The sequence below is a fragment of the Halopseudomonas sp. genome, assembly GCF_036961105.1.
Classification (GTDB): domain Bacteria; phylum Pseudomonadota; class Gammaproteobacteria; order Pseudomonadales; family Pseudomonadaceae; genus Halopseudomonas.
This window is the reverse complement of sequence record NZ_JBALWW010000014.1, coordinates 74,632-94,468: the sequence shown is the minus strand read 5'-3', so window position 1 is coordinate 94,468 and position 19,837 is coordinate 74,632. Positions and strand designations below refer to the sequence as shown.

At 59.1% G+C, this 19,837-nt stretch carries 15 protein-coding genes and 1 pseudogene; 9 read left to right on the top strand and 7 right to left on the bottom strand.

Features of this window, described 5'->3' with window-relative positions; translation table 11 throughout:
* Window positions 1-46: 46 nt before the first annotated feature.
* From V7756_RS13780 to V7756_RS13770, 3 genes and pseudogenes are all read right to left on the bottom strand, one after another.
* Window positions 47-448, bottom strand: a complete 402-nt coding sequence (locus V7756_RS13780; protein WP_335610763.1) for a PA2817 family protein — start codon at window positions 446-448, stop codon at window positions 47-49.
* A gap of 159 nt (window positions 449-607) precedes the next feature.
* A pseudogene (locus V7756_RS13775) lies at window positions 608-3,094 on the bottom strand (acyl-CoA dehydrogenase); the annotation flags it as partial.
* 146 nt (window positions 3,095-3,240) lie between these two features.
* Window positions 3,241-4,551, bottom strand: a complete 1,311-nt coding sequence (locus V7756_RS13770; RefSeq protein WP_335610762.1) for a spinster family MFS transporter — start codon at window positions 4,549-4,551, stop codon at window positions 3,241-3,243.
* Between the two features lie 206 nt (window positions 4,552-4,757).
* Here V7756_RS13770 and V7756_RS13765 point away from each other — a divergent pair, with 206 nt between their 5' ends.
* From V7756_RS13765 to queF, 3 genes are read left to right on the top strand one after another with little or no spacing between them, the layout of a single operon-like run.
* The gene (locus V7756_RS13765) at window positions 4,758-5,693 is read left to right on the top strand and encodes an ABC transporter ATP-binding protein (RefSeq protein ID WP_335610761.1); all 936 of its coding nucleotides are present in this window, start codon (window positions 4,758-4,760) and stop codon (window positions 5,691-5,693) included.
* Window position 5,694: 1 nt separating this feature from the next.
* Complete coding sequence (locus V7756_RS13760) at window positions 5,695-6,471, top strand: ABC transporter permease (protein WP_335610760.1); 777 nt, start codon at window positions 5,695-5,697, stop codon at window positions 6,469-6,471.
* Between the two features lie 54 nt (window positions 6,472-6,525).
* On the top strand, window positions 6,526-7,362 hold the full coding sequence (gene queF / locus V7756_RS13755) for an NADPH-dependent 7-cyano-7-deazaguanine reductase QueF (protein WP_335610759.1): 837 nt from the start codon (window positions 6,526-6,528) through the stop codon (window positions 7,360-7,362).
* Window positions 7,363-7,522: 160 nt separating this feature from the next.
* Here the strand turns inward: queF and V7756_RS13750 are convergent, their stop codons facing one another.
* Window positions 7,523-7,921: a hypothetical protein gene (locus V7756_RS13750; RefSeq protein WP_335610758.1), complete on the bottom strand. Its 399-nt coding sequence runs from the start codon at window positions 7,919-7,921 to the stop codon at window positions 7,523-7,525.
* 248 nt (window positions 7,922-8,169) lie between these two features.
* Between V7756_RS13750 and V7756_RS13745 the strand changes: the two genes are divergently transcribed.
* The 3 genes from V7756_RS13745 (at window position 8,170) to V7756_RS13735 (ending at window position 11,550) form a co-directional block, all read left to right on the top strand.
* Window positions 8,170-8,601, top strand: coding sequence for a DNA methylase (locus V7756_RS13745; RefSeq protein ID WP_335610757.1), 432 nt, complete (start codon window positions 8,170-8,172; stop codon window positions 8,599-8,601).
* Window positions 8,602-8,832: 231 nt separating this feature from the next.
* Window positions 8,833-10,611 (top strand): DUF4034 domain-containing protein, encoded by a 1,779-nt coding sequence (locus V7756_RS13740; protein WP_335610756.1) that lies wholly within the window; start codon window positions 8,833-8,835, stop codon window positions 10,609-10,611.
* A 69-nt stretch (window positions 10,612-10,680) separates the two neighbouring features.
* Window positions 10,681-11,550 carry an endo alpha-1,4 polygalactosaminidase gene (locus V7756_RS13735; RefSeq protein ID WP_335610755.1) on the top strand — a complete coding sequence of 290 codons (870 nt, stop codon included), beginning with the start codon at window positions 10,681-10,683 and terminating at the stop codon, window positions 11,548-11,550.
* Here V7756_RS13735 and V7756_RS13730 read toward each other — a convergent pair.
* Window positions 11,498-12,895, bottom strand: coding sequence for a diguanylate cyclase domain-containing protein (locus tag V7756_RS13730; RefSeq protein WP_335610754.1), 1,398 nt, complete (start codon window positions 12,893-12,895; stop codon window positions 11,498-11,500). The genes V7756_RS13735 and V7756_RS13730 overlap by 53 nt on opposite strands.
* Before the next feature lie 434 nt (window positions 12,896-13,329).
* Here V7756_RS13730 and V7756_RS13725 point away from each other — a divergent pair, with 434 nt between their 5' ends.
* A complete protein-coding gene (locus V7756_RS13725; protein WP_335610753.1) occupies window positions 13,330-15,525 on the top strand; it encodes an OsmC domain/YcaO domain-containing protein in 2,196 nt (731 codons plus the stop codon).
* Between the two features lie 30 nt (window positions 15,526-15,555).
* Here V7756_RS13725 and V7756_RS13720 read toward each other — a convergent pair whose 3' ends face one another.
* Window positions 15,556-16,485, bottom strand: coding sequence for a LysR family transcriptional regulator (locus tag V7756_RS13720; protein ID WP_335610752.1), 930 nt, complete (start codon window positions 16,483-16,485; stop codon window positions 15,556-15,558).
* A gap of 137 nt (window positions 16,486-16,622) precedes the next feature.
* On the opposite strand from V7756_RS13720, the gene V7756_RS13715 reads away from it, so the two are divergent.
* Window positions 16,623-17,681 carry an SDR family oxidoreductase gene (locus V7756_RS13715; protein ID WP_335610751.1) on the top strand — a complete coding sequence of 353 codons (1,059 nt, stop codon included), beginning with the start codon at window positions 16,623-16,625 and terminating at the stop codon, window positions 17,679-17,681.
* Between the two features lie 76 nt (window positions 17,682-17,757).
* On the top strand, window positions 17,758-18,291 hold the full coding sequence (locus V7756_RS13710) for a CIA30 family protein (RefSeq protein ID WP_335610750.1): 534 nt from the start codon (window positions 17,758-17,760) through the stop codon (window positions 18,289-18,291).
* 45 nt (window positions 18,292-18,336) lie between these two features.
* Here V7756_RS13710 and V7756_RS13705 read toward each other — a convergent pair whose 3' ends face one another.
* Window positions 18,337-19,617, bottom strand: coding sequence for an FAD-dependent oxidoreductase (locus tag V7756_RS13705; RefSeq protein WP_335610749.1), 1,281 nt, complete (start codon window positions 19,615-19,617; stop codon window positions 18,337-18,339).
* Between the last annotated feature and the right edge of the window lie 220 nt (window positions 19,618-19,837).

Sequence of the window (19,837 nt, the reverse complement as noted above, 5' to 3'; positions counted from 1 at the left end):
CGCCGGGTGACACCCGGCCCGCATGGGTAAGACCGGCTGGCGAGCTTCAGTTGCTCTGAACCAACTGCCGCGCCTGTTGCCAGTCGAAGGTTTCACCGCGTGCTTCGGCCTGGGCGCGATGCTCATCCAGCAACTGGTACTGAGCTATCTCTTCATCGGGCATGAAATGCAGGCAGTCACCGCCAAAATACCAGAGCAGGTCGCGCGGGATCAGGTGGGCGATTTGCGGGTAGCGGCTGATAATCTGGCAGAGAATGTCCTGCCCCAGATACAGGCTGTCGTGGTCGCCCTGTTCCAGCTGTGTCAGCAGCTCATTGAAGCGCTCCATGAACAGCTCGTTGCTTTCTTCCGGCACCTGTTCCAGCAGGGCGGATTGCGCGCGCAGGGTGTCGTACAGGCTTTGCAGCAGGGCAAGGTGATAAGCGTGGTAGCTAAGAGGGGTGGTCATGGCGGGACTCCTGGTTACTCTGGCGCGGGAGTCTAACAGAAAGCATGGCCTGACGTGTCGATGCAGACACGCCAGGCCAGTGGCTCAGGCTTTGTCTTCAGGTGGCGGGAAGGGCTGGTTTTCCAGCACCGCTTCCTGTTCCTGCGCTCCCGTTTCGGCCGGGCTATCCTCCGTTTTCCTGGTGGCTTTGCGGGTCTTTGTGGCGCTTGCCTTGCGCGCTGTGGGATCCATCTCTTCCTTGGAGAAGTCATCCACATCAATCACCGCGCGACGGGCAATGCGCGCGTCGCGCACCAGCTCGGCCTCATCCGGGCTGATCACGCCGGATTCGGCAGCCACATTGAGCATGTCGGCGTCGCTGTCGTGCTCCAGCTCACCGGTGTGAATGGCTTTCGCCAGGCGGGCTTCAATGGGGTCGGCGAGCAACACCTTCTCCAGTGTGCTGTTGACCAGGCCGGTCACATCGTCCGGATCCTGGCTCTGATAGCAGCCCTGCAGCAGGCGATCGCGCGCCGCTCCGGGCTTCATCAGACGGCGCGCGATCTCCGCGCCTACCGCGTCGGATGGCGGCGCCAGGCGGCGGCCCAGTGGGAACACCACTATGCGCAGCAGACCGCCAACCCGCGGGTCAGGGAAGTTGAGCAGCACCTCGTGCAGGCTCTGCTCGATCTTGTACAGCAGATCCTCCACGCCCCAGCGAACAAAGGGCAGGTCTTCTTCATGGCGGCCCTGGTCGTCAAAGTGCTTGAGTGTGGCGCTGGCCAGATAAAGATAGCTGAGCACGTCACCCAGGCGCGCTGACAGGCGCTCACGACGTTTGAGTTCACCGCCCAGCATCAGCATGGCGGCGTCGGTCACCGTAGCAAAGGACGCAGCCAGCCGCGACAGTTGGCGATAATAGAACTGCGTGGCCGGGTAGTCTGGCGTATCAGCCAGGCGACCGCCGGTGAGGCCCAGCAACAAGCTGCCCGAGGCGTTGCTGAGCGAGAAGCCGATATGACGGAACAGCAGGTCGTCGAACTCGGTCAGCGCCGCTTCGTGATCAGGGTTCTGGGTGGCGAGCATCTCCTTGAGTACGAAGGGGTGGCAGCGAATGGCACCCTGGCCGAAGATCATCATGCTGCGGGTAAGGATATTGGCACCTTCTACCGTGATTGAGATGGGAATCGACTGGTAGCCGCGGGCCAGGTAGTTGCTGGGGCCCATGCAGATGCCCTTGCCGCCGTGCACGTCCATAGCGTCGTTGACGCATTGGCGCATGCGCTCGGTGACGTGGTACTTGACCACGGCCGAGAGCACCGAAGGTTTTTCACCCAGGTCGACTGCGCCGGCGGTCATGGTGCGCGCCGCATCCATGACGTAAGCGTTGCCGCCAATGCGCGCCAGGGCTTCCTGAATGCCTTCGAACTCGCCAATCGGCAAGTTGAACTGGCGGCGGATGCTGGCGTAGGCGCCCGTGGTCATGCTGGCCATCTTGGCTGCGCCGGTACCGCCGGCCGGCAGGGAGATGGAACGACCGACCGAGAGGCAGTTCATCAGCATGATCCAGCCCTGGCCGATGCGTTCCTGGCCGCCAATCAGGTAGCTCATGGGAATGAACACATCTTCACCGGAGTTTGGGCCGTTCATGAAGGCCGCATTGAGCGGGAAGTGGCGGCGGCCGATGTTGACGCCCTGGGTATCGGTAGGAATCAGCGCCAGGGTGATGCCGAGAGACTCTTCCTCGCCCAGCAGATGGTCGGGATCGTAGGCCTTGAAGGCCAGACCCAGCACGGTGGCAACGGGACCGAGGGTGATGTAGCGTTTTTCCCAAGTGACCCGCAGGCCGATGACTTCTTCACCTTCCCATTGGCCTTTGCAGATAATCCCCCGGTCGGTCATCGAGCCTGCATCGGAGCCGGCTTCAGGCGCGGTCAGCGCGAAGCAGGGGATTTCTTGGCCGGTGGCCAGGCGCGGCAGATAATGCTGTTTCTGCTCGTCGGTACCGTACTGCAGCAGCAGTTCGGCCGGGCCCAGGGAGTTGGGGACCATGACGGTGGAGCCCAGGTCGCCACTGCGGCTCGCCAGTTTCATGACGATTTGCGAGTGCGCGTAGGCTGAAAAGCCCTTGCCGCCGTATTCCTTGGGGATGATCAGGCCGAAGAAATCGTTGGCCTTGATAAAGTCCCACACAGCTGGCGGCAGGTCCTGGCGCTCGGTGGTGACCTCCCATTCGTTGGTCATGCGGCAGAGTTCTTCTACCGGACCGTCAACAAAGGCCTGCTCTTCGTCAGTCAGCCGCGGTTTGGGGAAGCTGTGCAGCTTGCCCCAATCGGGGCGGCCGCTGAACAGCTCGCCGTCCCACCAGACGGTGCCAGCATCCAGCGCCTCCTGTTCGGTATCGGACAACGGCGGCAAGACTTGTTTGAACCATTTGAACAAAGGTGCGGAAATCTTGTTGCGGCGCACCTCGGGAATGTTGAGCGGAATGGCGATGCAGAGAAATACGGCCCAGAGGACCAGATCGATCACCCAGTGCACCGGACCCAGCAGGGTCATGGCCAGCAGATAAGCGCCCACGCCCAGACAGGCGTTGAGCAGGCTGGTACGAATGTAGGCAACGGCGGCGATGCACAGCACCAGCCCCAGCAGCCAGAGCAGAGTCAGCATGAAGTCTTCCTTCTTCCGGAGATCCAATTGTCAGCATAGTCGCTTTGGCGGGCAGCTAGCCAACAGGTGTCAAAGAAGTGGACCGGCAAGAAGCCCGGCGGTTCCGATGGTAAGGGCGGAACCGCCGGGATAAAGCAGGAAAATCAGCCGACCAGGTTGTCGGTATCTTGTTTCAGGGTTTTGCCGGCAAGGTAATAATGTGCCGAGGCCCAGATATTGACGAAGGTGGCAGCCAAAAGTGCATAGCGCAGGCTGTCGCTTTCGAACCACACGCGCATCAGATCGCTGGCAATGCCGATCAGCTGCGGGCCAAAACCCAGGCCAAACAGATTGAGAATGAACAGCATGATGGCCGAGGCCAGCGCGCGACTACGCAGGGGCGTAAGGCTCTGGATCATGCCGAAGCTGGGCCCGAGGTAGAAGGCGCCCAGGAAGGCGGCGGGCATATAGAAGGCCAGCGCCAGGTAAAGGTTGTCGACCAGATAAAAGGCACAGATGAACGGAATCGCCAACATCTTCGCGGCGCCGACAATCCAGGCATTCCAGCGTGGATCCTTGGCGGCCAGATGATCGGCCAGCATGCCGCCAATATAGGCCCCCAGGCCGCCGACGATCCCCATTACCGGACCCAGGAACATGCCTACTTCACTGGGCGACATGCCGTGGCTACGGATAAGGAAGGCAGGTGCCCAGACAATGGTGCCGTAGCCAACCAGTGCGGTGAGCGTCACGCCGCAGACTACATGGCGGGTGGTGCGTACGCGCCACAGGGAGGCAAAGCCGGCGCGCACATTGACCTTGCCCAGTGGTGGCGGTTTTACCCCGTCAGCAAAGCCGCGTGGCGGCTCTATCATGGTGTAACGCACCAACAGGGCGATCAGCAGGCCGGGTGCGCCAACGATAAAGAAGGCGGCGCGCCAGCCCCACCATTCCGCGACAAAACCGCCGATCAGGAAGCCCAGCATGATGCCGAAGTACACGCCCAGGGCGTAGATCGACATGGCGCTGGAGCGCTTTTCCTTGGGGTAGAGGTCGGCGATCATCGAATGGGAAGAGGGACCCGAACCCGCCTCGCCAATACCCACGCCCACACGGGCGATGGCCAGTTGCCAGAAACTCTGGGCGGTACCGCAGACGGCGGTCATGGCGCTCCAGATGGCGATGGACCAGGCGATAATATTGCGGCGGTTGGAGCGGTCGGCGAACACGGCAATCGGGATGCCCAGTGTGGCGTAGAACAGGGCGAAGGCGATGCCAGACAGAAAGCCCATCTGGGTGTCGGAGAGCATCAGGTCGGCCTTGATCGGCTCGATCAGAATGCCCACGATGTTGCGGTCGATGTGGCTAGAGGTGTACGCCAGTACCAACAGGATAAGGGCGTAGCGGCGATAGGCTGGGGTGATGCGACTGGACATGTCGGTCGCGTCAACCGGGGTTTCCGGCGTCGTGGCCATGGAGTTCTCCGGGGCGATTGTTGTTGTGCCGGCGAGAATACGATGTCTCCATGTGAGCCACAATCGACTGCGCGGTCACATTTGTAGCAAATTTGTAAGTGTTTCTGGGTATTGCAAAAATCCTGACCGAGCGGCGGATCTGGGGTTGATAATCCGCGCTTTGCCCCCATTGTCTGGACTCCACTTCACTGGCTTAAGGCATCTGCATGACGGCAGCTATTCGTATCAGCGGGCTGGAAAAAACCTATTCCAATGGCATGCGTGCGCTCAAGGGGATTGACCTGGAGGTGCGCGAGGGTGATTTCTTCGCGCTGCTGGGGCCCAATGGCGCAGGCAAGTCTACGACCATCGGCATCCTTTCATCATTGGTCAACAAAACCGCTGGTGAGGTCAGGGTGTTTGGCCACAATATCGACACCGACCTGCTGGCTGCCAAACGCTGCATTGGCGTGGTGCCGCAGGAGTTCAACTTCAGCCAGTTCGAGAAGACCATCGACATTCTGGTGAACCAGGCCGGTTACTACGGCATCCCGCATCGCGAGGCCACCCGGCGCGCTGAGCAGTACCTCAAGCGCCTGGGATTGTGGGAGAAGCGCGATGTGCCGTCACGCATGCTCTCCGGCGGCATGAAGCGCCGCCTGATGATCGCCCGTGCGCTCATTCATGAACCCAAGCTGCTGATTCTGGATGAGCCGACCGCCGGAGTGGATATCGAGATTCGCCGGTCCATGTGGCAGTTTCTGCAGGAGATCAATGCGCAGGGCATCACCATAGTGCTGACCACGCACTATCTGGAAGAAGCCGAGCAGTTGTGCAAGCACATCGCGATCATCGATCAAGGTCAGATCATCCACAACACCAGCATGCGCAAGCTGCTCAAGGAGCTGCATGTGGAGACCTTTCTGCTCGATTGCAGCAATTGCTTCGAGCAAGTGCCCGAGATCGCCGGTTATCCGTGCCAGTTGCTGGACGAGCATACCCTGCAGGTGCAGGTGGACAAGCAGCAGGGCATGAACACGCTCTTTGCCGAGCTGAGCCGGCAGAACATAAACGTGGTGAGCATGCGCAACAAGAGCAACCGTCTGGAGGAGCTGTTCCTCATGCTGGTTGATGAAAACGCTGACAAGAAAGGGGCCGCGTGAGATGACGCATTGGCGCAGTGGTTGGGTGGCTTTCACCACCATCCTGTTCAAGGAAATCAAACGTTTTACCCGTATCTGGCCGCAGACGCTGTTGCCGCCGGGTATCGTCATGGCGCTGTACTTCGTGATCTTCGGCAAGATGATCGGCTCGCGCATCGGCGAGATGGATGGCTTTGCCTACATCGATTACATCGTGCCTGGGCTGATCATGATGTCGGTGATCACCAACAGCTATTCCAACGTCGCCTCGAGTTTTTTCAGCACCAAGTTTCAGCGCTCGATTGAAGAGCTGATGGTGGCGCCGGTCTCGCCGCACGTTATTCTGCTGGGTTACACCTTTGGCGGTGTGGCGCGTGGGTTGGCGGTGGGTCTGATCGTGACCTTGATGTCGATGTTCTTTACCCGTCTGCAGATTCACCACATAGGCCTGACCATCTGCGTGGTGTTCTTTACCTCGCTGGTGTTCTCCCTGGGCGGCTTCATCAACTCGGTGTTTGCGCGCACCTTTGATGACATCTCCATCGTGCCGACCTTCGTACTCACGCCGCTGACTTACCTGGGCGGTGTGTTTTACTCGATTCACCTGCTGTCGCCGTTCTGGCAGGGGCTGTCGATGGCCAACCCGATCCTGCACATGGTCAATGCCTTCCGTTACGGCATTCTGGGCGTGTCGGATATCCCCATTGCCACAGCGCTGATCATCATGGCGGTGTTTACGGTGGCGCTGTACAGTCTGAGTTATTGGCTGCTGGTGCGTGGCACTGGCATGCGACAATAATCGAGCTGCTCGCTGGTGTATCGCCAGCGAGGCGACCCCATGGAGACCTTGAGCATGTCTGAACACTCGGCGGAGTCCTCGCCGCTTGGCAAGTCCAGCGCCTATGTCAGCGTTTATACGCCGTCGCTGCTGTTCCCGATCCCGCGTTTGCCCAAGTGGCAGGAGCTGGGTCTGGATGCCACCGCCTTGCCGTTTCACGGCGCGGATATCTGGAACTGCTATGAACTCTCCTGGCTGACGCCCTCTGGCAAGCCTGAAGTGGCTGCGGTTGAGTTTGTATTTCCGATCAAGGCGGCGCGCATAGTCGAGTCCAAGTCGTTCAAGCTCTATCTCAACTCCTTCAACCAGACGGTTTTTCGGGATCGGCATGAAGTGCAGCAGACGCTGGAAACCGATCTGTCGGTTGCCGCCCAGGGCCCGGTGATGGTGCGCTTGTTGAGCATGCAGCAGTTGCATCAGGGCGGCATGCTGCCGCTCGCTGGAGACTGCATCGATGACCTGGATGTGGCAGTCGACTGTTACCAGTATGACCCGTCGCTGCTGGCGCTAAGCCTGCCGCGGGTGGAAGTGAGTGAGCAACTGTGCAGCCATCTGCTCAAATCCAATTGCCCGGTAACCGGCCAGCCCGACTGGGGCAGTCTGCAGATCAGCTATCGCGGGCCGCAGCTGGATCGGGCGGGGCTGCTGCGCTATCTGGTTTCATTCCGTCAGCATGCCGACTTTCATGAGCAGTGTGTCGAGCGCATATTCATGGATCTGCGCGGGCTGCTGGGGGAGGGTGCCGAGTTGACGGTTTATGCCCGCTATGTGCGCCGTGGCGGGCTGGATATCAATCCTTACCGGTCAACCCGCGCGGGTATGCCGCAGAACCTGCGTCTGGCGCGGCAATAGTTTTTTCGGATTGCCCTAAAAGCGCAATGGCTGCGTGAGCCCTGATGCGCTTTAGTTGCGTGGTAGCGCCTTCTGGGATGGTCGAATTCCATCTCGACCAGCAGTCTCGACCAAACCACCGCAGGGCCGGGATGGAGCTCGCCGGTTCCAGGAAGCGGGCTCAGGCGTCGCGCAACAGATCGTGGCGGTTGAGCAGCTCGTAGGCGATTTCGGGATGCTGCTTGATGCAGCGTCGAATGGCGGCTGGAATGGCCTTGCGGGTTTTGCGGCACAGCCCAGGCTGCGGCGAAAAGGCCATACCTATCCCGCGGACCACGCGTATCTCTTCGACGCCGGGTCCTATCTGAAGACGAATACCCAACTGCTCTTGCATGCGTTGCTGCAGGTGCTCGAGTTGTTGCAGCGTGGTCACCTGCTCCAGACGCTCCATCAGTCGCCGCTCCTCGTGCAGCGTCAGGCGCAGGATGCGCGCGTCTGTACTCGGATCGTCCAGCAACTGCTCGCGGTCGCAGTCGCAGGTTCCGGGCGGGCAGGCTTGGCGCAGGGTAATCGCGGTCATGATCGGCAACGGACGTAAGCTTTGGATTATCCTGCGATGTTTCACGAGCTGGCGCAATGACTTCGTTCTGAGTCCAGCCCGGGCAGGCGCGCATTTGGAGCGGTGCCGCGAGCCATCATCAGTTCCGGACTCTGTTTTACTGCAACTAATTCACCGCTGTCGAACTCGAAACTGCTACATCAAACCGGCAGCGTGAGAGCTGATGAAGCCTGCACGCACGCTGCCTGCCCGTAGCGTCGGAGACAAACATGGCGAAGAATGTTTCAGCAGCCGATCTGAATCTTGACCTGAGCCAAAGCGATGAAAAAACGTTGTTCAAGTGGTTCATTGCCAGCTTTCTGTTTGGCAAACGCATTCAGCAGGACATAGCGGTAGAGACCTACCGCGTTATCGTCGAGAAGCACGGGCGCGACACGCCCCGCAAGCTGTGTAACTGCACCTGGCAGGAGTTGGTCAACATGCTGGGCGAGGGCGGGTATACCCGCTACGACGAGTCGACCGCCGAACGATTGCTCGAGCTCTGCAAGAAACTGCACGACGATTATGGTGGCAAGGTTGGCGCCATCCATGAAGCCAGTGACAACCGCAAGGATCTGGAGAAGCGTCTGCAAGAATTCGACGGTATCGGGCCCAAAACGGTAGAAATATTTATGCGCGAGGCGGGCCCGGTTTGGTATTGATCCCAGCGTAAGGGCAGGTGGATCGGAACCCGGCCAACTGGCTGGCGGGCAGGACAGCGAGTGTGGCTTCTTTCGGCGCGCTCCGGGGAGACTGCTGTAGTTTGAACACCGGGCGCGGCTTGATCCTGGAATATTTAGGGTCGGTTTTTTCGCTGGGTGCATGGTATCTTTTTGCGCATGGGCCAAGGTTGGCCATTTATCATTCAATTTTTATGAGAAGGATCTCTATCCATGCATCCTCAATTGCCTTCGTCGGATCAAGACAAGGCTTCGCCTTATCCTGGCCGCTATTTACCTTCAGCTGAACAGGAAGAACCGTATCAGGACGAGTCTGCGCCCAAACATTGGTTGCTGGCGCTTCTGCTTCCTCTTGCTGTGTTACTTGCCCTGGGCATCCTCTGCTGGGTGGTGCCGGAAAAATGGCTGTCTGTTGAATCAATGGACCAGGCTGCCATGGCGATGCCCTTTGAGCCCCCGAGAGTCGAGTCGCCCGTACTGCTCACGGGCGTACCCTTGCCCCCCGAAAATGTGCAGCAAACTCTGCAGCAACGCAGAGCCTTTTTCTCAGGGGATTTCGAGTTTCTAGAGCGGAGCCTTAACCAGCAACGGCAGCAGTCTCTGCTCAGTCGGGAGGGTTCCATCGGCTACAGCCCCTTTATACGAAGCCTGGAAGATACCGCGCTGGCGGGCGTGGATCGCTGCGAGCAATGGTTGCAGGCAATGCCCGAGTCCTACGCAGCGCACTGGGTGTGCGCAGAAGTCTGGAACGACGGTGCCTGGGAAGCGCGCAGCGAAAGGCAGCGTAGTGATATCAATATCGCGCAATCAGTGCTCATAGATGAAAGGCTGCATATTTCCAATCAACTGCTTGAGCGCGCACTGCTCCTGGATGATAAGCCGATAGAGGCGCTGACTCTGCTGGCGGAAAATCATTTTCTTCTCGGAACCCGTGTAGATGAAAGCAGCGTAGCGTGGGAGCGCTTGCTCAATCTGTTTGACGGCGAAATCGATGCGCTGGGAGCTGACCTGTACCCCCGCACGACAGGCTTGGCTAGTTGGTACATCGAGCAGGCTTTGGCGGCTTCACCGCGCTACCTGCCAGCCCATCGGACCTGGGCCAATTTTCTACAGCCAAGATGGGGTGGCGCGGAGGCATTGGTGCTAGGCGCTATTGAGCAAGCACGGCGAGCAGGCATAGCGGAGCCGGACCTGCACGATATGCGCGACGATTTTGTGGTGTATCCCGCCAGTTTCTCGACCCCCGGTGCCACACAGGCTTACTGGGAGGAGGCCATCAGCCAGCAGCCCACGCGCAAGCGACTGGAGGGCTTGATGCATGACCAGGCAGGTCGGGAAAACTGGAAAGCGGTAGTGCCCGCAGCCGAAGCGCTCATTAGCCGTTACCCGGATGACGCTGGTGCTTACTACTGGCTGGCCGAAGCCAGAAAAATGCTTGGCCAGACCGAGCAGGCGCGCGGTGCGAATTTATATGCAACTGCGTTGGGGCATGACGGTGCTACGCAGAATCTGATCATGGCATTTATCCGCGGTGGCCTGGGTGTCGATGAAAACTATGTGGGTCCGAGTCTGCCCGAGATATGCAAATATAGCGCGGCCTTGGGTTCTCCTATTGGTGCCAACTGTCTGGGCGCCGGCTATTTTGAAGGCGGTCAGCCTGGTGTGCCTTTTGTTCGTGATCCTGCGCAAGGTTATGCGTGGCATTTACTTGCTTCCCGCGCGGGGCACTACAACTCCCAGTTTGATCTTGGCTGGATGCTGTATAGCGGAAGGGTGCCTGGACTGGAAAAAGAGGTTGCCCAGGATATGGGGATCTTCTGGTTGCGAAGAGCTGAGGAAAAACAGCACAAGTTCGCCGCTCGCAGGCTTGATGAATTGAACATTGATCGCGCCTCTTGGGCTTACAGCAGCGACAATCTATTCGTGCTGAAAAACACTATCAAAACCAACCTGGCGTGGTTACGTCAGCAGTTGAGGAGCCTCCTGGCATAGTTGCCAAGGCTTTAGAGCAACCTGAACAGGCTTGCGCGGCTGCTGATTTTCTTTGCCCAAGGACAGCGAATGCAGAAATTATCTGGGGGTGTGTTCGGCAGCGCGCTGCTCATTGCTGCTGCACAGGCGCTGGTAGCAATGGCAGAGGGGGATTTACGTTCTATGGAGATAGCACCTGTTACCGAGGGCCACTGGTATCGCCCGGCGGTAGGGGTTAGCTGGCAATGGCAGCTGCTGGTTGATGACGAGCATCCACTGAACACCACCTATGCGGTGGATGTATACAACCTCGACCTGTTCGAGACGTCTTCAGCCACCATCAAGGCATTGCAGGGCTCAGGCCATCGGGTAATCTGCTATTTCTCCGCAGGTACCTATGAAAATTACAGTCAGGATCGCCAGCAGTTCGCGCGTGAAGTCCTGGGCAACGAAGTGGCGGGTTGGCCAGAGGAGCGTTGGCTGGACATCCGCTCCCCAAGCGTAGAGCGCATCATGACTGAGCCGCTTGATATGGCGGCACGCAAGGGCTGCGACGCTGTGGAGCCGGATAATGTGCAAGGTTATCTGGAGGACACAGGGTTTGATTTCAGCGCACAAGACCAGCTTGCCTACAATCGCTTTATCGCCAACCAGGCGCATCGACGCGGACTGGCAGTGGGTTTGAAAAATGACCTTGAGCAGATCAGCGAGCTGGTTGATTACTTCGACTTTACGATCAACGAGCAGTGCTTTCAATACCACGAATGCGAGCAGTTGATGCCCTTCATCGCCGCTGGCAAGCCGGTATTGAACGTGGAGTATCCGCGGGGCGGTCAGAAAGCGACGCCGAACGCAGAGTCCGTTGCCGATCTCTGCATTGCTGCGAATGAACTCGGCTTCAGCACCCTTATTCTGCCGCTGGAGCTGGATGGCCGCTTCCGGGTGTCCTGCCAGCGCTAGCGCTGACATACCGGTTGCCACCCTCTCGCTTGGCCTTGTACATGGCTGAATCGGCAAGCTGGATGAGTTGCAGGTCCTGCTCGGCGTCGTCCGGATAAATTGCCACACCCAGGCTGGGCGTACTGGTCATGCTGTGGCTTTCCAGCAGGTACGGCGCGCTGAGGGCAGCGACAATCTTGCCCGCCACCTGTATTGCGTCGTCCGGCTTGCCTATATTGTCGAGCATAATCGCAAACTCGTCGCCACCCAGCCGGCCAACGGTATCCGACTCGCGTATACAGCGGTTGAGGCGCTGCGCGACCTCTTGCAACAGACGGTCGCCAGTGAGGTGACCCAGGGTATCGTTGATCTGTTTGAAATTATCCATGTCCAGATAGAGCACCGCGACCCGTTGAGTATTCCTGCGTGCCCGCTGCAAGGAAGTTTGCAAGCGATCCATGAAGAGCGCGCGATTCGGCAATTCGGTCAACTGGTCATACTGGGCGAGAAACTCCAGGCGCGAGTGGGCACGCTTGCGTTCTATGGCATCTGCCATCTGGCCGGATACAAAGAGCAGCAGATCCTTGTGCTGTGTGTTGTAGCTGACACTGTCGTCATGGCTCTGCAGTACCATTGCGCCGACGAGTTTGCCGCCGGATATTAGTGGCACGCCCAGCCAGTGCCTGGCCGACGCAGCCTCTACCGAACGCAGGTTTGCAAGCAGGCGTTCGGCCATACTCTCGTTGTTGAGCTTGGCGTTGAGGTCGAGATTATCCGCGTCGCCAACATGAAGTTTTAGCGTGCGGGGCGGCGGCGGGGAAGCAAAGTGATCAACGTGGTAAGGAAAGCTGAGCTGTTCTCTGGCGGCGTCGTAAAGCGCCACAAAGGCGTTCTCAGCGGGTAGGAGCTGGCCGAGTTTGCGATGTATATTGCGATACAAGGTCTGCAGGTTCTCTGCACCGTGCGCTACTTCCGAGATCGCATACAGAGCTGCCTGCAGTGCTTCTGCCTGTTTGCGCTGAGTAATGTCCCGCGCCACACCCACGCGCAGCTGCTCCGCTTCAAACAGTTGCGCAGACCACATGATATGGACGATGTGGCCGTCCTTGTGCAGATAGCGGTTCTCGTGACCAAGCGAGGCGTTGCCCGAGTTGATTTGTGCTACCAGTGCCTGGTTGGCAGCTCTGTCGTCGGGGTGCATGAGATCGAAGGCGGAGCGACCGATCATTTCTTGCGGGGTATAGCCGAACACACGCTCGCTGGCCGCGCTTACCCAGATGTACTTGCCCTGCATGTCGACCACGCAAACCACATCCAGCAGCAGGTCGAGCAACTGGTTTTGCGGTAAATGAAAGGACGGAGACATGCAGGGAACCATGCTGGTGCGCCTGAAGCAATCGCTAGCAGCGTGCTGGCACTATTGTGTTTTAGCAGCAGAGCTTGTTGGAGGCTCTGTCGCGCGAGGCGCAATGTTGAAGCGATATTATGCGTTTCAGCAGTGTCGAAGGAAACCGTTTATATATCACGCATTGTTACGTTCTGTGCTGTCATGCCTGCGGGATCGAGGCTGACCCAGTAACGATGTAATGGGCCGCTGCGAGTCGCAGCTGGGGCGGCGCAAGCGCCGTGCGTTGCCGAGGCGCGGCGGCGCCGGTGTTCCGGCATTGGTGGTAACAGCAGCGCAATGCTTGAGTTTGGCGATGGCTATGCAAATAAAAACCAGGGTTCGCAACATGACTTCGCGCGCAAAAGCGGGATAATGGCGGCCAATTCGTCCCGCTCGCTATTCTGGTGCTCCCCATGGAAATCAAGGTCAACTTTCTCGACAACCTACGGCTTGAAGCCAAGTTTGACGACTTCACGGTGGTGTCTGACCAGCCGATTCGCTACAAGGGCGACGGCTCGGCGCCGGGGCCCTTCGATTATTTTCTGGCCTCGTCGGCGCTGTGCGCGGCCTATTTCGTCAAGCTGTACTGCAATACGCGCAATATTCCTACCGACAATATTCGCCTCTCGCAGAACAATATCGTTGACCCCGAGAACCGCTATAAGCAGACCTTCAAGATTCAGGTCGAGTTGCCGGCGGATATTTCCGACAAGGATCGCCAGGGCATTCTGCGTTCCATCGACCGCTGCACCGTAAAGAAGGCGGTACAGACCGGTCCTGACTTCATCATTGAGGAAGTCGAGAATCTGGACGCCGATGCGCAAGCCCTGCTGATGCCCATGGATGCTGCAGGCGAGGGCACCCGCATTCTGGGCAAGGACCTGCCGCTGGAAGAAACCATCGCCAATATGTCCGGCATCCTGGCGGACCTGGGGATGAAGATCGAGATCGCCTCCTGGCGCAACATCGTGCCCAACGTCTGGTCGTTGCATATTCGCGATGCGCAGTCGCCGCTGTGTTTTACCAACGGCAAGGGCGCCACCAAGGAAGCCGCACTGGCGTCGGCACTCGGCGAGTTTATCGAGCGGCTGAACTGCAACTTCTTCTACAACGATCAGTTCTGGGGCGAAGAGATCGCCGGGGCCGATTTCGTGCATTACCCCAGCGAGCGCTGGTTCCAGCCCGGACGCAAGGATGCACTGCCCAAGGGGCTGCTGGACGACTATTGCCTGGAGATCTACAACCCCGAAGGCGAGCTGCGCGCATCGCATCTGATCGACACCAACTCCGGCAATGTGGAGCGCGGCATCTGCGCGCTGCCTTTTTTGCGTCAGTCCGACGGTGAGTTGGTGTATTTCCCGTCCAACCTGATCGAGAACCTGTTCCTCAGTAACGGCATGAGCGCGGGTAATACCCTGGCTGAAGCCCAGGTTCAGTGCCTGTCGGAGATATTCGAGCGGGCGGTGAAACGCGAGATTCTGGAGGGTGAGATTGCCCTGCCTGACGTTCCGCAAGCGGTGATCGACAAGTACCCGGCCATTGCGGCCGGTATTCAGGGCCTGGAAGAGCAGGGCTTTCCTGTACTGGTGAAGGATGCCTCATTGGGCGGCGAATTCCCGGTGATGTGCGTGACCCTGATGAACCCGCGCACGGGTGGCGTCTTTGCCTCCTTTGGCGCGCATCCCAGTTTTGAAGTGGCGCTGGAGCGCAGCCTCACCGAGCTGCTGCAGGGTCGCAGCTTCGAAGGATTGAACGATCTGCCGCAGCCGACCTTTGAAAGCCAGGCCGTGACCGAACCCAACAACTTTGTTGAACACTTTATCGATTCCAGTGGTGTGGTCTCATGGCGCTTCTTTAGCGCCAAAGCCGACTATGAGTTCGTCGAGTGGGACTTCTCTGCCGAGGGCGAGCAGGCCAATACCGAGGAAGCTGCGACCCTGTTCGGTATTCTGGAAAGCCTTGGCAAGGAAGCCTATATGGCGGTCTACGATGACTTGGGCGCCACCGCCTGTCGCATTCTGGTGCCGGGTTATTCCGAGGTGTACCCGGTCGATGATCTGATCTGGGATAACACCAATAAGGCGCTGTACTTCCGCGACGACATACTCAACCTGCACAGCCTGGATGAAGCGCAGCTGCAGGATCTGGTCGAACGGCTGGAAGAGAGCGAGCTGGATGATTACACCGACATCAAGACGCTGATTGGCATCGAGTTTGATGACAACACCGTCTGGGGCCAGCTGACCATCCTGGAATTGAAGGCGCTGATCTATCTGGCCCTGCAGCAGTTCGAGGAGGCCAAGGAGCTGGTCGAAACCTTCCTGCAATTCAACGACAACACCGTCGAGCGCGGCCTGTTTTATCAGGCGGTGAATGTGGTGCTGGAGGTGCTGCTGGATGACGAGTTGGAGCTCAACGATTTCGAAACCAACTTCCGCCGCATGTTTGGCAGTGAGCGCCTGGACGCAGCCATCGGCTCCACCGATGGCAGTGTGCACTTTTATGGGCTCACGCCGACCAACACACAGCTCGAAGGGCTGGATCGGCATTTGCGCCTGATCGAGAGCTACAAGAAATTGCACGCCGCGCGGCAACGAGCCGCCAGTTGACTCGCTGAGGCAAGGGAGCTGGCGCGCAGTTCAACCTTTGCGCCAGCGATCCCAGGGCGCCACGGGCGTCACTGCTGCGCTCAGGTAGTCCATGAATGCCTTCACCTTCGGTGTTGCGATTTGGCGCTCCCGAGTGAGCACATACAGCTCGCGGCGCCCTGGCATGACCTCGCAACGCCAGCTGTCCAACAGTGGCACCAAAGCGCCTGTGGCGAGCACATCTGCGACCAGCCAGGTGGGAAACAGGACGATGCCTTGCCCCAAGAGCGCCGCGCGCAACAAGCTCCCGGCGTCGTTGCTGCTCAGGCTGCCCTCGACCTCGTACGCCTGTTCTGTTGACGATCCCGCCTGCTGAAAATACCAGCGCTGCCGGCCCAGCTCCCCTTGATAGACCAGACAGTCATGCTCCGCGAGTGCTGCGGGGTTGCTCGGCGTCCCGTGTGTTGTCAGATAAGCAGGCGCGGCGGCCACCACATAATTCATGGGTGCCAGACGCCGGGCAACCAAAGAGGAGTCAGCCAGGTTGCCAACCCGAAAGGTGATGTCGTGTCTTTCGCGTACGGGATCAATAACCCGATCGTTCAACAATAGCTCCACTTTGATGCCTGGAAAGCGTTGCTGGAAGCGGTGCAACATAGGCACAAGCTGGTACTGACCAAACGCGATTGGCGCGTTGATGCGCAGTACGCCGCCGGGTACGGCCTGGGTTTCACGCAGTGCTTCGTTGGCTATAGCCAGGCGCTCGAGAATCTCGCGCACCTCTTCATAGTACTGCCGGCCAGCCTCCGTCAGCGTGACGGCTCGCGTGTGTCGATAGAGCAGTGGTTGGCCCACTGCTTCTTCCAGCGCGCGAATCTGCCGTGAAACAGAGGACACGGCGCGATGAAAATGGCGCGCGGCGGCGGTGAAGCTGCCGGTGGCGGCAACGCGTTCGAATACCAGTAGAGCGTTCAGATCCATGGGTGGGCTCAAGTTGCGTCTCATGCAATAAAGATTTGCGATACTGTCGATTGTAGCAATGATTCGCCTCTACCAGACTGTGGCCATCGGTCCGGCGTAATGCGGGATTTTCTGAGCTATCTGAAAGAGGTATGAACATGCGCAAAGGTACAGCACTGGTAGTTGGTGCCACCGGTATCACCGGCGGCAATCTGGCTGGCTATCTGGTTGCCAGCGGTTGGTCGGTTTATGGGCTGTCGCGTCACGCGACAGTGCAGGGCGGCGTGATCCCGGTCGCCGTTGATCTACTGGACTCGCAAGCGACGCACAAGGCGCTTGCCGGTTTGCCCATTACCCACGTTTTCTACTGCACCTGGGTGCGCCGCGACAACGAGCAGGCCAACATCGAGGCGAACAGCGCGATGATGCGCAACCTGTTTGCGGCGCTGGATGGCGAGCGGCTGCAGCATGCGTCGCTGGTAACCGGTACCAAGCAGTACCTGGGATCGTTCGAGGCCTATGGCAGTGGGCGTATCGAGACGCCATTCCGCGAATCCGAGCCGCGGGTGCCGGGTGACAACTTCTACTATGCATTGGAGGATGTGCTGTTCGAGGCCGCCGAGCAACATGGCTTCAGCTGGAATGTGCACCGTCCGCATACGGTCATCGGTTACGCCCGCGGCAATGCGATGAACATGGGCACCACGCTGGCGGTGTACGCCTCGATCTGCAAGGCGACTGGCCAACCCTTTGTTTTTCCGGGTTCGCAAACCCAGTGGAATGCGCTAACCGATATGACCGATGCGCTGGTGCTGGCGCGGCAGATGGAATGGGCTGCAACCTCACCGGGTGCAGCAAACCAGGCCTTCAATACGGTGAATGGTGATGTGTTTCGCTGGCGCCGCATGTGGCGCGAGATCGGCGAGTACTTCGGCCTTGCCGTAGCCGATTGCCCCGAAGCGCCGCAGCCGCTGGATAGCCGCATGGGCGATGCAAAAGCGGTCTGGGCTGAGCTGGTGCAACAGCACAACCTGGCCGAGCCGGACCTCGACAAGCTGGTGTCCTGGTGGCATACCGATGCAGACCTGGGCCGCGAGCAGGAGTGCGTGAACGACACCACCAAGGCACGCGACTTCGGCTTTGATCACTTCCGCGAAACGCGCAGTGCATTCTTTGACTTGTTTGATCGGCTGCGAGCAGAAAAGCTTATCCCCTGACCCACCCTGGTCACGCCATTTGGGCGCGGCCAGGGTATGCCATACTGGGCTGCCGAATCATGGCGTCGGATTTTTTATGAAAGAAGCATTGGCAGTTCAAGGTCCCGCAGTCGCAGCAGATCGGCTCACAGACCTTTACCAGGCGCACAGCGACGGTGCTGCACCCTGGACCGCCATCACCGATCAGGTGATGGGCGGAGTATCCACGGCGGAGCTGGAGCAGGAGCAGCGGCGGGGCTCGGCCTGCACCTGTCTGCGCGGCCGCACCAGCCTGAAAAATGACGGCGGCTTTGTACAGATGAAGCATGCTGTTGTGCCCAGGGCATCACTTGCCGAGTACAGCGGTATTTTTATCGAACTGTGCGGCCCAGCGCACGAGTACGAGCTTCGGGTGAAAACCAGCCAATTGAGCAAGCCCTGGCAATCATTTCGTAGCGTGCTGGCTGTCGAGCCGCGCTGGACCCGGTTTGTGGTGCCCTACGCTCAATTGAGCGCGCATCGCACGGATATGGCGTTCGACCCCGCCGCGATTTGCAGCCTCGCCATAATTGCCATTGGCAGCGAATTCGACGTGAATGTGTGCGTTCGACGCTTGGGCTTTTATCGCTGAGTGCTGTCACTCACAGGCAGGGCAAGGGCGTTTGAACTCAGAGGTCTAGTTGTCCGCGAGCGCAGCTGTGGCCTTGTGCTGTGCGATAGCTAGGCTGCCGAGGTGGTTGAAGTCCAGCGGCGGCAGTCTTAAATCGCGTTCGAACAGCAAACCGGTTTTGATCCCCGCAACCGTTCGCAGCGCCTGGTGGCGGCTGTAGGGCAGGGCGTTGGCGAGACGAAAGAGATTGTCGCGCAGTACGCCGTAGCGCTTGTCCGATTGAAACAGCGGGGTGAGTGCGCGGCTTGCAAGTTGATAGAAGCGAAGATGTGCGCGGCGCGCGCGGGAGTAATTGGCAAAGGCGTGGGTTAGATCCTGATCCGCTTGAACTGCTGCGGCCAGGTGCCAGCCGTCGATTAGCGCCAGGTTGGCGCCTTGTCCCAGCTGCGGGCTCATGCCATGGGCGGCGTCGCCAATGACCGCAACTCGTCCGTGGTTCCAACGCTGCATGCGCACGTCCGCGTATACCGCTAGTTGCAACTGCTCATGCTGCTGCAGCGAGGCCAGTTGGGTTTCGGTTTCCGGCCATAATTCGCAGACCCGATGCTTCCAGTCTTCTAGTGGCTGGTGTTGCCAGGCTGTGTGGTCCGCGATCTTGAGGCTCCAGAAGAAACTCTGACAGGGCGATTCGGTACCGGGGAAAAGCCCGCTTGGCATCAGGCCGATCATGATCTGCGCGTTGTCGTAGCGTTGCCGCAGGGCATTGCTTGGCGCGATGCTGGCGTCATGACCAATCTGCCAGAGCGCACCCCAGGGGTACGCTCTTACCGATTGCCTCACCGGCAACTTGCCGCGCAAGATCGACTGCGTACCGTTGGCTATGACCAGAGCGTCGAACCCGCTGCACGTGGCGCCGTTGGCTAAGGTAACGCTCAGCTTGCTGGCGCAGGGGTCGCTGAGGTCGCAGATATCGGCGTTGTGCGCAATCTCGACGTCGGCCGCCAAAGCAGCCTGGTACAGCACCTGCAGCAGATTGGCGCGATGCACGCCGAGCCCGTGCGCATCCTGTTGCAGTGTGCCATAGCTGACATCCATCACTAGCCGACCCTGGAGGTTGCGGCCGTCCAGACGGTCAACACGCGACGCCCTGGCGCGAACCTGCTGCTGCAACCCGAGTGCCTCAAGCACCCTGATGCCACTGGGCTGTAAAAGTATCCCTGCACCCACTGCGCGAGGTTCGGCTGAACGTTCAAACAGGGTTACACGGTGGCCCAGTCTGGCAAGCGCGATTGCAGCGGTCAGTCCGGCAGTGCCGCAGCCGGCTATTGCAAAGTGGTGTAGGGACATTCCGTTTCCCGGTTTATGAAATGGCCACAGGAGCATACTGCGGTTTGCTGGGCGTTCCAATGTCGGAAGCAATGTCGGAAGGCCGCGGCTAGTCGGCATGGTGGAAAAGCTTCGCGTTTTCCACCCTACAAAAACATCGATCATTTGCCCGTAGGGTGGAAAACCGCAAGGTGTTTTCCTCCGTTAAGGCACCGGCGCCACACAATCATTACCTGAACTA